16 protein-coding genes are annotated in these 13,339 nt (G+C 71.2%); 10 read left to right on the top strand and 6 right to left on the bottom strand.

Annotated elements, in window-relative coordinates; all coding sequences use genetic code 11:
- Nucleotides 1-77: 77 nt before the first annotated feature.
- Nucleotides 78-2,594 (bottom strand): DNA translocase FtsK, encoded by a 2,517-nt coding sequence (locus ACL03H_RS16455; RefSeq protein WP_412812124.1) that lies wholly within the window; start codon nucleotides 2,592-2,594, stop codon nucleotides 78-80.
- 277 nt (nucleotides 2,595-2,871) lie between these two features.
- Here ACL03H_RS16455 and ACL03H_RS16450 point away from each other — a divergent pair, with 277 nt between their 5' ends.
- Entirely contained in the window at nucleotides 2,872-3,615 is a 744-nt protein-coding gene (locus tag ACL03H_RS16450) for a lysophospholipid acyltransferase family protein (protein ID WP_412812175.1), read from the top strand.
- A gap of 3 nt (nucleotides 3,616-3,618) precedes the next feature.
- On the opposite strand, the gene ACL03H_RS16445 is transcribed toward ACL03H_RS16450, so the two are convergent.
- Nucleotides 3,619-3,972 carry a hypothetical protein gene (locus tag ACL03H_RS16445; protein WP_412812123.1) on the bottom strand — a complete coding sequence of 118 codons (354 nt, stop codon included), beginning with the start codon at nucleotides 3,970-3,972 and terminating at the stop codon, nucleotides 3,619-3,621.
- A gap of 302 nt (nucleotides 3,973-4,274) precedes the next feature.
- Between ACL03H_RS16445 and ACL03H_RS16440 the strand changes: the two genes are divergently transcribed.
- A complete protein-coding gene (locus ACL03H_RS16440; RefSeq protein ID WP_412812122.1) occupies nucleotides 4,275-5,864 on the top strand; it encodes an alpha/beta hydrolase in 1,590 nt (529 codons plus the stop codon).
- A 400-nt stretch (nucleotides 5,865-6,264) separates the two neighbouring features.
- Here the strand turns inward: ACL03H_RS16440 and ACL03H_RS16435 are convergent, their stop codons facing one another.
- Entirely contained in the window at nucleotides 6,265-6,486 is a 222-nt protein-coding gene (locus ACL03H_RS16435) for a hypothetical protein (protein ID WP_412812121.1), read from the bottom strand.
- Nucleotides 6,483-6,773, bottom strand: a complete 291-nt coding sequence (locus tag ACL03H_RS16430) for a hypothetical protein (protein WP_412812120.1) — start codon at nucleotides 6,771-6,773, stop codon at nucleotides 6,483-6,485. The genes ACL03H_RS16435 and ACL03H_RS16430 overlap by 4 nt, the downstream gene beginning before the upstream one ends.
- Before the next feature lie 139 nt (nucleotides 6,774-6,912).
- On the opposite strand from ACL03H_RS16430, the gene ACL03H_RS16425 reads away from it, so the two are divergent.
- From ACL03H_RS16425 to ACL03H_RS16395, 7 genes are all read left to right on the top strand, one after another.
- Nucleotides 6,913-7,776 (top strand): helix-turn-helix domain-containing protein, encoded by an 864-nt coding sequence (locus ACL03H_RS16425; protein WP_412812119.1) that lies wholly within the window; start codon nucleotides 6,913-6,915, stop codon nucleotides 7,774-7,776.
- 17 nt (nucleotides 7,777-7,793) lie between these two features.
- Nucleotides 7,794-7,985 (top strand): DUF397 domain-containing protein, encoded by a 192-nt coding sequence (locus tag ACL03H_RS16420; protein WP_412812118.1) that lies wholly within the window; start codon nucleotides 7,794-7,796, stop codon nucleotides 7,983-7,985.
- Between the two features lie 165 nt (nucleotides 7,986-8,150).
- Complete coding sequence (locus ACL03H_RS16415) at nucleotides 8,151-8,510, top strand: SAV_915 family protein (RefSeq protein WP_412812117.1); 360 nt, start codon at nucleotides 8,151-8,153, stop codon at nucleotides 8,508-8,510.
- Between the two features lies 1 nt (nucleotide 8,511).
- Nucleotides 8,512-8,793, top strand: coding sequence for a hypothetical protein (locus tag ACL03H_RS16410; RefSeq protein WP_412812116.1), 282 nt, complete (start codon nucleotides 8,512-8,514; stop codon nucleotides 8,791-8,793).
- A 2-nt stretch (nucleotides 8,794-8,795) separates the two neighbouring features.
- A complete protein-coding gene (locus ACL03H_RS16405; RefSeq protein WP_412812115.1) occupies nucleotides 8,796-9,941 on the top strand; it encodes a hypothetical protein in 1,146 nt (381 codons plus the stop codon).
- Nucleotides 9,942-9,976: 35 nt separating this feature from the next.
- On the top strand, nucleotides 9,977-10,576 hold the full coding sequence (locus tag ACL03H_RS16400; protein ID WP_412812114.1) for a hypothetical protein: 600 nt from the start codon (nucleotides 9,977-9,979) through the stop codon (nucleotides 10,574-10,576).
- 161 nt (nucleotides 10,577-10,737) lie between these two features.
- The gene (locus ACL03H_RS16395; RefSeq protein ID WP_412812113.1) at nucleotides 10,738-11,190 is read left to right on the top strand and encodes a hypothetical protein; all 453 of its coding nucleotides are present in this window, start codon (nucleotides 10,738-10,740) and stop codon (nucleotides 11,188-11,190) included.
- 228 nt (nucleotides 11,191-11,418) lie between these two features.
- Here ACL03H_RS16395 and ACL03H_RS16390 read toward each other — a convergent pair whose 3' ends face one another.
- Nucleotides 11,419-12,036, bottom strand: a complete 618-nt coding sequence (locus ACL03H_RS16390; protein ID WP_412812112.1) for a TetR/AcrR family transcriptional regulator — start codon at nucleotides 12,034-12,036, stop codon at nucleotides 11,419-11,421.
- Nucleotides 12,037-12,155: 119 nt separating this feature from the next.
- Between ACL03H_RS16390 and ACL03H_RS16385 the strand changes: the two genes are divergently transcribed.
- Nucleotides 12,156-12,797 (top strand): hypothetical protein, encoded by a 642-nt coding sequence (locus ACL03H_RS16385; RefSeq protein WP_412812111.1) that lies wholly within the window; start codon nucleotides 12,156-12,158, stop codon nucleotides 12,795-12,797.
- 142 nt (nucleotides 12,798-12,939) lie between these two features.
- On the opposite strand, the gene ACL03H_RS16380 is transcribed toward ACL03H_RS16385, so the two are convergent.
- Entirely contained in the window at nucleotides 12,940-13,314 is a 375-nt protein-coding gene (locus ACL03H_RS16380; RefSeq protein ID WP_412812110.1) for a hypothetical protein, read from the bottom strand.
- Nucleotides 13,315-13,339: the final 25 nt, after the last annotated feature.

Raw genomic sequence — 13,339 nt, 5'->3', positions numbered from 1 at the left:
CGTCGGACGCGCTTGCCGGGGCGAGGTTCGGCGGTGCGCGACGACGACGGCCCCGCCGGATCCGGCGGGGCCGTCGATCACTCCTCGGAGTCCGGTGGTGGTCCGCCGCGGATCGAGTGCAGCGCGTTCTCCAGCTCGTCCGGCTTCACCAGGACCTCGCGCGCCTTGGAGCCCTCGGAGGGCCCGACGACGTGGCGGGATTCCAGCAGGTCCATGAGCCGGCCGGCCTTGGCGAACCCGACGCGCAGCTTGCGCTGCAGCATCGAGGTGGAGCCGAACTGGCTGGTCACGACGAGCTCGGTGGCCTGCAGCAGCACGTCGAGGTCGTCGCCGATGTCGGAGTCGACCTCCTTCGCCTCGCCCGGCTTGGCCGCGGTGACGCCGTCGGTGTAGTCCGGTTCGGCCTGCTCCTTGGTGTAGGAGACGACGCGGTGGATCTCCTCGTCGCTGACGAAGGAGCCCTGCACGCGCTGCGGTCGGCCCGCGCCCATCGGGAGGTAGAGCGCGTCCCCCATGCCGATCAGCTTCTCCGCGCCCGGCTGGTCGAGGATGACCCGCGAGTCGGTGAGCGAGGAGGTCGCGAACGCGAGCCGCGAGGGCACGTTCGTCTTGATCAGGCCGGTGACGACGTCCACCGAGGGCCGCTGGGTGGCCAGCACGAGGTGGATCCCGGCGGCGCGGGCCTTCTGCGTGATCCGCACGATCGCGTCCTCGACGTCGCGCGGGGCGGTCATCATCAGGTCGGCGAGCTCGTCGACGATGGCGAGGATGTACGGGTAAGGCCGGTACACGCGCTCGCTGCCGGGCGGGGCGGTGATCTCGCCGGAGCGGACCTTCGCGTTGAAGTCGTCGATGTGGCGCACCCGGTTGGCCTGCATGTCCTGGTAGCGCTGCTCCATCTCGTCCACCAGCCAGCCCAGCGCGGCCGCGGCCTTCTTCGGCTGGGTGATGATGGGCGTGATCAGGTGCGGGATGCCCTCGTAGGGGGTGAGCTCGACCATCTTCGGGTCGATGAGGATCATCCGGACCTCCTGCGGCGTGGCCCTCGCCAGCAGCGACACCAGCATCGAGTTCACGAAGCTGGACTTGCCGGAGCCGGTGGAGCCCGCGCACAGCAGGTGCGGCATCTTGGCCAGGTTCGCGGTGACCATGTGGCCCTCGATGTCCTTGCCCAGGCCCATCACCAGCGGGTGCTGGTCGCCGGAGGCGCTGGTGGAGCGCAGCACGTCGCCGAGCCGCACCATCTCGCGGTCGCTGTTGGGCACCTCGATGCCGACGGCGGACTTGCCGGGGATCGGGGCGAGCAGCCGCACGTTGTCGGTGGCGGCGGCGTAGGCGATGTTCTTGGTCAGCGCGGTGATCTTCTCGACCTTCACCCCGGGGCCGAGCTCGACCTCGTAGCGGGTGACCGTCGGGCCGCGGACGAAGCCGGTGACCTGCGCGTCGATGTTGAACTGCTCCAGGACCGCGGTGATCGCCTCGATCATGGAGTCGTTGGCCTTGCTGCGGGTCTTCGGCGCGTCGCCGCCGGTGAGCGCGTCCAGCGGCGGCAGCTTGTAGTCGCCCTCGACGGCGCGGCTGATGGTGAGCCCACCGCTGTCGGCGGGTTGCTCGGGCTCGGCGGCCGCGGGCACCTCGGCGGCCTTCTTGCCGCGCGGCTTGGTGGGCGCCTCGTCGGGGACGTCGTCGAGGGAGAGCTGCCGGGTGTCGGACTTCTTCGCCGGCGCGGCGTCCGCGTCGGCGGCGTCCTCGCCGCGCGGGGTGGCGGACTGCCTCCGGCGCGAGGGGCGGCGCAGCCGCACCGTCTCCGGGGACACCTCCTCGGTGGCGGGCGGCTCGTCCTCGACGGGCGTGCCGAGCAGGTGACCGCGCAGCGCGGCGAGCGTCGTGTCGGTGAGCAGCATCAGCCCGAACAGCGCGACGAGCACCAGCACCGGGACCGCGACCCAGCCGGTGAGCCCCTGGGCGAGCGGCCCGCCGGCGAGGAAGCCGAGCACTCCGCCCGCGGCGGGCCAGGCGTGCCAGGCGCCCGGGGCGCCGGAGCCGATGTGCAGCACGCCCAGCGCGCTCCACCCGAGCAGCACCGAACCGAGCACCACGCGCGGCCTGGCCTCGGGGTTGTCGTCGGTGCTGGCGAAGAACACCGCGACCCCGGCGACGACGATCGGCAGCACCAGCACGGCGTCGCCGATGACGAACCTCAGCCCCCAGTCCAGCCACTCCCCGACCGGGCCGCCCGCGTGCCACCAGATCCCGGCCGCGGTGATCACGGCGGCGGCGAGCGCGATGATCGCGAGCCCGGTGCGGCCGTGGGCGGGGTCGATGTCCTTGGCGCGGCCCAGCACGCCGCCGGTGCGGGCCGGGGCGTTCTTCGCCTGGGCGCCGCGCTTCGCCGCGGTGGTCCTCTTCGCGGGGGTGCGGCGCGGCGCGTGCGTGGAACCGGCGCGCGGCTGGGAGCCGCCGCCGCTCTTGCGACTCCCCGCGCTCCCGCTCTTCGCGCCACCTGAGCTTCGTGTCGAGCTCTGGGCCCCGCTCTTCGAACCTCGTGGCGACTGGTTCTTGCGCTGGGCGCCGCTCGTGGTCCGGCCCGCCATGCGCTCACGGTATCTCGCCCCGGCCCCTCCCGTCACAAGCGGCACAGCGGCCCCGCCCGGTTCCCGCCACCGCGTCGCCCCGCGAGCCGGAGCGCGGACGCCCGGATCTTTGCCGGGATCCCGGTGCCCCGGGCCTGGCGGGCCCGCGGTTGTGCGATCCTCACTCGTCATGGTGGCCCAGCCCGTCGATCCCGCGGAGCCGCGGCGCAGCCCGCGCGCGACCCGCCGGTCCCGCTCCCGATCGTTCCGCGAGGCCCCGCTGCTGTGGCGGGTGCTGATGCGCGTGAACCGCGCGCTGATGCTGCTGACGGGGCGCCTGGAGGTCACCGGGGACGTGCCGGACCACCTGCGCGGCAGGCCGCTGCTGCTGGCCGCCAACCACATCGGCAACGTCGACGCGCTGGTCGTGATGGCGGCGTGCGGCAGGCGGCGGCTGGCGCTGCGGTTCCTGGCCACGGGCGGGCTGTTCGACGCCCCGGTGATCGGCCCGGTGCTGCGGCACTGCCGGCACGTCCGCGCGGATCGCGGCAGGGCGAACGCGGCCGAAGCGCTGGATCACGTGGTGCGGGCGCTGGAGGAGGACCACCGGCCGGTGCTGGTGTACCCGGAGGGCCGGTTGAGCCTGGAGCCGGGCCTGTGGCCGGAGCGCGGGAAGACGGGAGTGGCGCGGATGGCGCTGACCTCGCGAGCTCCGGTCGTGCCGGTCAGCCAGTGGGGTGCGCACGAGGCCATGTGCTACGGGATGTTGCGGGTGGAGAGCGCGCGGGACGTTTGGGTGCTGCTGTCGTCGTGGCTCGGGGCGGTCCGCCGCCGCCCGGTGCTGCGCGTGCACTTCGGCGCGCCGGTGGAGCTCGGCGATCTGTCCCCGGACCGGCCCGGGGACGCGAGCCGCGCCCGGGACCGCATCATGCGCGCGATCGCCGAGGGCCTGGTGCCGCTGCGCGCCGACGAGCTCGACGTGCCGCACCACCACGACCCGACCCGCCCGGTCACCGACCGGCGCAGCCCGTGGCGGCCGTGAGCCTCAGCTGCGCCGGCGCGGCCGGGCGCCGCAGAACCGGCGGGTCGAGTCCAGCTCCAGCAGCACGATCGTCGCGGCGAACACCAGGGGCAGCGGCAGCAACCACCCGACCATGACGGTGAGTCCGCCGACGAAGGTGCTGACGAGGTTGATCGCGCCCAGCACGACGAGCACGACCCGCGCCCAGTTCGCTCCGGTGCCCAGCATGATCGCGGGTGGTACGACGAGCGCGGCGTGCAGGAACACCGGGATCGAGAAGGCCACGACCATCGGTACCGGGTCGCTGATCAGCGCGACCAGGAAGAAGCCCACGGGGACCGCCACTCCCGCCAGCCAGACCAGCTGCGTGGCTCGCACCGGGCGCGGTGCGGTTCTCCAGCGGGCGAATGCCGTTCCCGCGGGCGATTCCGTCATGGTTCCTCCTGCGTGCCGGATCGACCGCACCGTGTTGCCCGTGATCACGCGGCGGGAGCGCATTTCTACTCGGTCGTTCCGGCGCCAACCGCGACCGCGCGGGCGCTCCTGGTGACCGGGGCGTTCGACTGGGAATGCGCGTGATCGAGCCGTTTCGCGAAAGTGCTGGTGAAATGCGAGTCCGATGGAGAGACTGTGCGGATCCGCGCCCCCGGCGGACCTGGAATCGGACATCGAGGTGCGAAGTGCAGAAAACAGCGACCGCGACAGCGGTGAGCGGACTGCTGGCCGCTGGCCTGCTGTGCGCACCGGCGAGTTCCGCCGCCCCGACCGCCCCGCCGCCCTTCGATCCCGCACCCGTCTCCTGGAGACCCTGCGAGGACGAGTCCTTGCGGGAGGCGGGCGCGGAATGCGGAGTGGTGGAGGTTCCGCTCGATTACGCGAATCCCGGCGGGGAACGGATCTCACTCGCGGTCTCGCGGGTGAAGCACACCGTTCCCGAGGAGCAGTACCAGGGCGTGATGCTGCTGAATCCCGGTGGTCCCGGTGGTTCCGGCCTGTACCTGGCGACATTGGGCTCCGCTGTCCCGGGCGGAGCCGGTGGCGCCTACGACTGGATCGGATTCGACCCGCGCGGAGTCGGTTCCAGCGTTCCCGCGCTCTCCTGCGATCCGGACTACTTCGCCCACGACCGCCCCGACTACCTGCCCACGACGTTGGAGAAGGAGCGCGAGTGGCTCACCCGCGCCGACGGTTACGCGCGGGCCTGCGGGAACACCGGTGGTGCGCTGCTGGAGCACATGCGCACGACGGATTCCGCCGAGGACGTGGAGAGCATCCGCAAGGCCCTCGGGCAGGAGCGGCTGAACTACTACGGCTTCTCCTACGGCACCTACCTGGCGCAGGTGTACGGCACGTTGCACCCGGAGCGGCTGCGCCGGGTCGTGCTCGACGGGGTCGTGAACCCCGAGGACGTCTGGTACGAGGCGAACCTGAACCAGGACGTCGCCTTCGACCGCAACATCGGCATCTTCTTCGACTGGGTGGCCCGCTACGACTCCGTCTACCACCTGGGGACCACGGGTGAGCAGGTGGAGCGGTTGTTCTACGAGCAGCGCGCGGAGCTGGAGGCGCGGCCCGCGGGCGGCGAGATCGGTTCCTCGGAGTGGACGGACCTGTTCCTCGCGGCGGGCTACGGCCAGACCGGCTGGGACAAGCGGGCGACGGCGTTCGCCGGCTGGGTGCACCACGGCGACTGGCAGCCCCTGGTCGACATCTACGACCGGTCCAACCCGCCCGGCGACGACAACGGTTTCGCCGTCTACAACGCGGTGCAGTGCACCGATGCGCGGTGGCCGGAGCAGTGGGGCCGCTGGCGCGCGGACAACTGGGTGACCCACGCGACGGCGCCGTTCGAGACCTGGGCCAACGCCTGGTACAACGCCTCGTGCCGGACCTGGCCGGCGCCGGCGGGCACCCCGGTGGACGTCGACGGCGGCGAGGTCGAGGGCGCCCTGCTCATCAACGAGGAGCTGGACGCCGCCACGCCGTTCCCCGGCGCCCTGGAGACCCGGAAGCGGTTCCCCGGCGCGAGCCTGATCAGCCTGCCCGGCGGCACCACGCACTCGGGTTCGCTGTCCGGCAACGCCTGCGTCGACGACCGCATCGCCGAGTACCTGACCACCGGCGCCCTGCCCGAGCGCACCCCCGGCGAGGGCCCGGACGTCACCTGCGAACCGCTCCCCCAGCCCACCCCGGAGGGCGCGGAAACCATCGCCCCGAAGCGCCCGGACCAACCCGAGGCCCTCCAGGACGCCCTGTCGCACTGGCGCTGATCCAGCGCAGGTGGTGAGCGGACCGTTCGTCCACCAGGACTGGACGAACGGTCCGCTCACGTGCGGGGCCGATCATCCCGGAGTTCACGATCTCGAAGTGCGTCCGTGGTCGATGGGGAGGTGCCTTCGCCGCGAGGACTTCGCGGCAGTTCCAGAGCTCGCCGACCAGGGAGCGGGACTCGGCGTCGGTGCGGGGCCTCGGTGCGGTCGGGATCGCGGGTCGGCGGATCTGGTGACCGGCCACCCGGTCTCCCGCACCGATCACTCGCCCGCTCCTGCTCGCCACCGCTGAGCGGTTGGTGTCCGGCCGGTGGGCTGGTCGGGGTGACAGCCGCACCGGCCGGACGTCCCGAGGCAAGGGGTCGGAGGGGGAACCTCGCCCCGGGGTTCTGGGGAGCGGTCAGGGCCGCTCGTTCTTCAAGGTGTCGTTGCAGTCGGCGCAGGTGGGCGCGCGGCACCAGTCGAGTTCGCTGGGCTGGGCCATCGCGACGCGCCGCCCGCACACCGAGTCGTCGGCGGGCTGGCTCTCCCAGCGGCGGCCGCGGAAGGCGTGCCGCACGAGCGCGCCGGAATCCGGGACGGGGAGCCAGAAGTGGCGTTCGGACCGCGGTTCGTGGTTCACGCGGCGAGCGTCGGCGGTTCGTCGGCGAGCGGGACGACGGCGCCGACGCTGACGAACACCGCGCCCGGTCGGGCGCTGACCGGGACGGCGACGGAGCTTCCCGGCGCTCCGGTGCCGGGAGTTCTTCCCGGCGTGGCGCGGAGTCCGGCGGCGCGCAGCGTGCGGCGGACCTTCCTGCGGGCGAGCTTCTCGCGGACCGGCCGCGATTCGAGCACCAGCGCCGCCCACGGCGCGACGGCCGTGGCTCCCATCAGCACCAGCAGCAGGCCGCCTTGCGTCGATGACATCCGAACCCCCTTGTCGATCAATTCGACGCAAAGTTAGAACCGCAAATGCGGCTTAGCTAGTCGCCTGATCGTGTAGTTCCGCCGTGAATGCCGATCGCGGGAGACTGATCCGGCCAGTGAGGATCACGACGGAGGCGGGATGGCGACACCGACGGTGCGGCGGCTCCAGCTCGGCAACGAGCTGCGTCACGCGCGGCAGAAGGCCGGTTTCGAGCAGCACGAGGCCGCGAAGGAACTGGACTGCGTGAGCAGCAGCAAGATCTCCCGGTTGGAACTCGGCCAGGGCGGCATCACCAAGGGCGATCTCAAGCTGCTGCTGGAGTTCTACGGCGTGGACCCGGCGGACATGCAGTGGATGTTCGAGCTGGCCCGCACCCGCAGCACCCGAGGCCGCTGGACCGGCTACCGGGCGGTGTTCCCGGAGTGGTTCCGGATGTACGTGGACCTGGAGACGGACGCGGAGAGCATCCGGCACGCGCAGACCGAGATCATTCCGGGCATCTTGCAGACGGAGGGCTACATCCGAGCACTCCACGACGCCCCGGTGCGAACCGACGGCGAAAGCTCCGACGAGAGCGTCCTCGCTCGCCAAGAACGGCAGAAGTCCGTTTCCCGGGAGGCGAACCCGCCGACTTTAGCTTTCGTGCTCTCGGAATCCTGCCTGCGGCGGCAGGTCGGCACCAACGCGGTGATGCACGATCAACTGCGGTATCTGGAAGAGATCGCCTCACGCCCGAACGTCGATCTCCAGGTGATGCCGTTCCAGGCCGCGACGCCGGTCGGCGGAATCTCGTACGACTTCACGCTGCTCCAGATCCCGTCCTCCGACATCTCATCGGCACTGGAGTTCGTCTACGTCGAGTCGTTCGACGACGCGCGCTACCTCGACGACAAGGACGCGGTGGCCGCCTACACGCGCCAGTGGAACCGGCTCTCGGCCGCCGCGCTCGGCCCGAGCGAGTCTCTCGAACTCATACGATCGGTGGGCAAGCAGTACTCGTAGCCGACGAGGAGCCCACCATGACCGATCGCGACCTGACCGGCGCCACCTGGTTCAAGAGCAGCTACAGCAACTCGCAGAACGAGTGCGTGGAGGTGGCGTTAGTTCCCGGCGGCGCCGGGGTCCGCGACACCAAGGACCGCGACGGCGGCACCCTCACCTTCACCGGCACCACCTGGTCAGCCTTCCTCACCACCCTCAAGCGGGGCTGATCCCCGGAAGAAGCCGCGGGTCGCCCCGCCACCCACACGGCGGGGCGGCCCGCTCCCCCGCTCCCTGCTCCGCTCAGGCGTTGAGTAATTTCCCGCTCTCGACGCCCTCACCCATTCGGTACCGTCCCGCCGGACACGTTCAACGCAGGCTGGCTGAGGTACCGGATGGTGTACGGAGACGCGCACGTGATGCGCGACCACGCGAACGAGGCTCCGGCGGTGCTGGGCGCGGCACCGCTCGACGACGAGGACCAGCCGCCGGCCCAGGTGTTCCTGCCCGCCGAGCGCATCACGAACCGGAACCAGCCGGTCACCCTGGAGCTCCGGCGCCTCGCCGACGGCACGACCGCCATGCTCGCCTTCACCACCCTCGAAGCGCTGGTGTCCGGCTGCGGGGACACCCAGCCGTGGATCGCGGTCGAGGGCGGGTCGATCCCGGACCTGCAACGGCGCTGCGGGGCCGACCAGGTGGTGTGGGACGCGGCGGTGCCCGCCGATCAGCGGCACGGCGAAGGGGCGCGCTGACGTGGGCTTCGCAGCGGATCCGCTCGTCCTGTCCCAGGTGTCGACGAGACTGCGCAACGCGGAATCCGACCTCGACACCGCCGCGACACCACCGCCCGTTCCGCAGGCCGGGGACATCACCGAGCTGCTGTCCGCGACCCTGGCGCTGCTGTGCGAGGGGGTCGGCAACGTCGCCGCGAGCGCGGGCGGGCTCGGCCAAGCCGTCGCCGAGGGCCGCGCCGACTACGAGACGATCGACTACGACCAGGTGCTGCACCTGAAGCGCACGCAGGCCGGGGGCTGACGGTGGACGAACTCGACACCGAGATCAAGGGCGACCCGGAGAGCTTCACCGCCACCTGCCAGTGGCTGCGCGACACCTCCGCGAACATCGAGCAGGCCGAACGGGACTACCTCGCGGCCCGGGGCTCGTCCGAGGCCGGTTGGGATGGCGCGGCGGGCGAGGCGTTCCGCGACGTCGCCTTCCAGGGCGCGCGGATGGCGGGCGACACCGTGCAGATGATCTCCGAGGTGTGCGACGCGATGGAGGTCCACGCCGACGGACTGCGCACCGCCCGAGCCCAGATGCGGCACGCCCGCGACGCCGCGCTGGACGGCGGCCTGACGATTCACGGCTTCAAGATCCAGCCCCCGGGAGAAGCGCCGGCCGAGCCGAAACCGCTCCCGTCCGACGGCTCCGCCACCCGGCGGCAAGCACAACGCCACGAGGCCTCGGTGGCCGCCGTGGCCGAGTACCAGCGCAAGATCGCGGCCTACCGCGAAGCCGCCGAAACCGTCGCACAGGCCAAGAAAACCGAGACCGACTCCCAGAACGTGATCGTCCGCTCCATCGCGGGCATCGTCGACCCGGTCAAACTCGGCCTGACCCTGGGCGACGTGTCGACGGGGCTGACCGCTGCGATCGCAGCCAGAACCTCGAAGTGGACGGACGTCGCCAAGCACGTCAAACCTGCCGCCGAGCTCGCGTCGAAACTGGCGCAGAACACCAGCATGAGCGCAAGCGGTCGCTTCACCGCTGCCCAGATAGCCGCCGAACGCACCGCGACACGAGCCAGCGCCCTAGCCGAGGCCTACCCGACCCGCATCGCGGCGTCCATCGACGAGCACGTGCCCCGCTGGCTGAGTGCGAGCCTCGACCAAAAGGTCATCCCGGATCGGGTTCCGACCCCGAACAACTGGCTACTGAAGGGCTCGACCAAACTCGGCAAGAGCATTCCCGTCGCGGGCGTCCTCTTCACGGGCGCGGGCGTTTACTACGACATAGACAACGGGAAAGACCCGACGCAGGCAATCGCTTCCGGTGGAGCTTCGTTGGTCTCCGGTGCCGTTGCGGGTGCGATGATCGGTGGCCCGGTCGGAGCGGTCGGCGGAGCGATCATCGGAATCGGGGTTGGCATCCTGGTAGACGAAGGATGGAATCTGCTCGACTGACCTCCCTTCTCCTGCCCAGGAAGGAACATCAGCCAGTGCCGCAAGCAGCATCTCGACCGGACGCGACGACCGGGAGCCCTCGGCCACCTCGGGCACCCGTCGTGCTCGGCGCGCAACAGCCTGGAGAGCGTGATCCGGCACGGGCGCGCTTCCCGCCCGCGCCACCCGGTGAAGGCCCGGTTCTCGAATGGTTCCAGGAGTCGAGCTCGAACGGCATCAAGTCGGGAATCTTCGTCGCCTTCCTGATCGCCGCGTTCCTGTCCTTGAAGGACTGGGGATTCGACTGGATCACCACTTGGGGCCTGTGGGCATTCGTCCTCGCCCCGATCCCGGTCTTCTACCTCTACAGCCGCAGCGGAGGCTTCTCGGCCGGTGCCGACTGGTTCGCGACGAGCCGCAGACGTCACGTGCAGCTCTACGAGCTGACGAAGGTCACCGTCACGAACCCCGCGGGCGTGGACGCATGGGTGCTCGAACTCACCGACCGGAGCGGCGGTTTCGCCGGAGTCAAGCTGCGCGAGGTGCAGCAGAACCGCGCCCTCTGGGATCTCGTCTACAACGGGATCGTCCACTCCGTGAACACCGGCACCGCCACCGCGAACGAACTCGCCCTCGACAAGCTCCAGCTCCGGTGACCGAACAAGCCCGGCCGCACTCACCCGCCCGCAAACCCGACCCGGCCACCGGCCTGCCGCGCCCACCACGGGCGCCGGTGGTCGTCACCTGGCGGAACGAGGGACGCACTCGACGCACCTTCGCGCGCTTCCCGCCCGCACCGCCGGGCGAAGGACCGATCTTGGAGTGGTGCCACGGGTTGGACACCGGCCTGCTCAAAGCCGGATTGTTCCTGAGCGGGATTCTCGTGCTGCGCTACTGCTGGCTCGACTGGGGATTCGAGTGGGCGCGGACCTGGTGGCTGTGGCTGATCGCCGCCGCCGCTGCCGTCCCGTTCTACCTCCGTGGCCGAAGCGAGGGGTATTCGGCCGGAGCCGACTGGTTCGCGAGCAACCGCACCACTTACGTCAGGCTCTACAAGCTGCTGCGGATTGACATCGAGACTCGTGCCGAGGACTCCGAACCGTGGCTCGTGCTGACCGACGGGCACGGCGGCTCCGCCCGCGCTCCGCTGCACCAGATCCAGCGCAAACGCGCGCTGTGGGACCTCGTCTACAACGGCATCGCGCACTCCGTGCACCGAGGCCCCGCCACCGCCACCGGCCGCGCCCTCGACACGCTCAAGTTGCGCTGACCGCGCCGCGAAGCAGCACAGCCCCAGATCGAGCGCGTCCTGCGTGCCCTTCCCCACCGACTCCGGCAACGGTCGTGCCGGGTCGAGCGTCGCAGCACACCGGAGCTCCACCGACCGCCTCCCGCAGCAGCGCAGGCCGCCGCACTCCGACGCGGCTCACGACCCGCACCGGCGACGGCCCCGCTCCGCCCGACCCGGGGCGGGGCCGTCGCCGAGCAGGTACGGCGGTCACGGCTCCCGGGAGGCCAGGACGGAATCGACGGCCAGGTACAAGGTCTCCGTTTCCCTGGCGAGCAGGGAGTCCTCGGCGGGCAGCGCGCGCTCCATGGAGAGGCCGTCGAGGACGGTCATCAGGAAGCGCGCTCGCCGTGCGTTGTCGCCTCGGGCGAGCGCGCCTTCCTCCACCAGGACGGCGAGCCAGCGCTCGGTGCGGCGGAAGCCCTCGCGCTCCATGCCGAGGTACGCGGCCCGGGCGTCCTCATCCGGTTCGGACGCGATGAACGCCTCGTAGAGCTTGCCCAGAGCGGCACGCGCCTGCTCCCCGACCCCGGTCGGCGCCAGCACCTGCCGCAGGCACGCGACGAGCCGTTCCCGGGGCGGGACCGACCGGTCGTGGATGGCGTCGTCCGAGGCCACCAGGTCGTAGATGCCGGCGAGCACGGCGTCGCGGAGGTCCCGTTGCGTCGGGAAGTGGTACCGCAGCGAACCGGTGCTCACCCCAGCCCGAGCGGCGACCGCTCGCACGCTCAGCCGCGCGGCCACGTCCTCGCCCAGCATCGTTGCCGCGGCCACCAGGATCCGGTGCCGGGTGCTCAGCGCCGGGTCGTCCGATACGTCCACGTCCACCTCCCACCACACTGTACTGGCACACCGTGATAGTACTTTTTAACACGCTGTGCTAGCGTGATAACCACCACATTGCGGCGTTCTGAACAATTTCTTCCACCATCGAAGAAGGGTCGGGCATGTTCAAGGAGTGGCGGCGGCAGCGCGCCGTCGGACGCGTCAAGAGCGGGGACGGGCGCCCCTTGAAACCCTTCCGCTGGTGGCAGCAGTTCAACCGATCGCTGTACTACCTCCGGCAGGACGGCCGGACGGAGTACGCCGTCGACGTCCGGCTCATGGGAGACGCGAAAACCGGCGAGGTCCACGCCAACCTGTTCCGCGACGGCAGGCACCACGCGGTCTCCAAGGTCCCCGCCATCTTCCCCGTCGACGGCGGTGTGATCGAGGTGGCGGTGAGCCGCGTCGGGCTCAGGCGCTGTCACCACGTCACCGACGGAGGCGCGGAGCAGCAGCTCGTCCCGGACCCGAAGTCCGCCGAGGGACGCCGCGCCCGCCTCGAGCGCAACCACCCGGCCGCCAGCCGCGCGCTCGGATTCCTCTCGGTCGTCATGCTGATCATCGGCGTGGTGCTGCTCGTCCTCCAGGTCGCGGAACCGATCTCCCGGATCCCTCCCATCGCCGAGAACATCGGGATCTTCGAATCTCCCCTGCGGCTGCCGGCGTGGCTCAACATCGCCCTCACCGTCGGCGCGGCGATGGCGAGCATGGAACGGGGGCTGCGGATGCGCTACCACTGGCTGCTCGACGGCGCCGGGAACTGACTCCGGCAGCGGCGGCCGTCGCGGCTCGACGCGGCCGGCCGCCCTCGCAGACCCCTGCGGGCAGCACGGCGCTGACCACCCGGTGCCGGACGACGAGCGCCCCGAGCCGGGAGACGGCTCGGGGCGCCGATCGGCTCGGGGCTCAGCGCACCGGCCGGGTGGGCGCGGCGCTCGCGCCCAGCTCCGAAGTGCCGTCCTCGTCCTCCAGGAGCGCGGCGCGGCCGCACGGCACCTTGGACGACTCCGGGTCGCAGCCGCCGCCGTCGCCCTTGTCGTCACCCGCGGCGGCCCGCACCACCATCGACGTGGTCTGGTCCGGCGGGACGTCAGCACCCGGAGCGGTCTGGTCCGGCGGGACGTCACCACCCGGAGCGGTCTGGTCCGGCGGGACGTCACCACCGCGAACCGTGCCGTCGTCGACGATCTGCACTGCTGATGCCGGTGCGGCCAGCGCCGAGGCGGGTACCGCCAGCGCCGCGGCCACCGCGAGGACCGCCGCTGCGGTGAATCGCTTCATGTGTCGTGCCCCTTCCACAACTCTC

It is taken from the genome of Saccharopolyspora antibiotica, assembly GCF_047200635.1.
Lineage (GTDB): Bacteria > Actinomycetota > Actinomycetes > Mycobacteriales > Pseudonocardiaceae > Saccharopolyspora_C.
Note: the sequence above shows the minus strand (reverse complement) of the source record. Positions and strands in the feature narration are given on the sequence as shown.

Excerpts from the sequence above, each read along its gene's own strand:
- ACL03H_RS16455 (WP_412812124.1), bottom strand. The coding sequence starts at position 2,594 with ATGGCGGGCCGGACCACGAGCGGCGCCCAGCGCAAGAACCAGTCGCCA.
- ACL03H_RS16415 (WP_412812117.1), top strand. The coding sequence starts at position 8,151 with ATGGTGTACGGAGACGCGCACGTGATGCGCGACCACGCGAACGAGGCT.
- ACL03H_RS16420 (WP_412812118.1), top strand. The coding sequence starts at position 7,794 with ATGACCGATCGCGACCTGACCGGCGCCACCTGGTTCAAGAGCAGCTAC.
- ACL03H_RS16450 (WP_412812175.1), top strand. The coding sequence starts at position 2,872 with ATGCGCGTGAACCGCGCGCTGATGCTGCTGACGGGGCGCCTGGAGGTC.
- ACL03H_RS16430 (WP_412812120.1), bottom strand. The coding sequence starts at position 6,773 with ATGTCATCGACGCAAGGCGGCCTGCTGCTGGTGCTGATGGGAGCCACG.
- ACL03H_RS16425 (WP_412812119.1), top strand. The coding sequence starts at position 6,913 with ATGGCGACACCGACGGTGCGGCGGCTCCAGCTCGGCAACGAGCTGCGT.
- ACL03H_RS16380 (WP_412812110.1), bottom strand. The coding sequence starts at position 13,314 with ATGAAGCGATTCACCGCAGCGGCGGTCCTCGCGGTGGCCGCGGCGCTG.
- ACL03H_RS16385 (WP_412812111.1), top strand. The coding sequence starts at position 12,156 with ATGTTCAAGGAGTGGCGGCGGCAGCGCGCCGTCGGACGCGTCAAGAGC.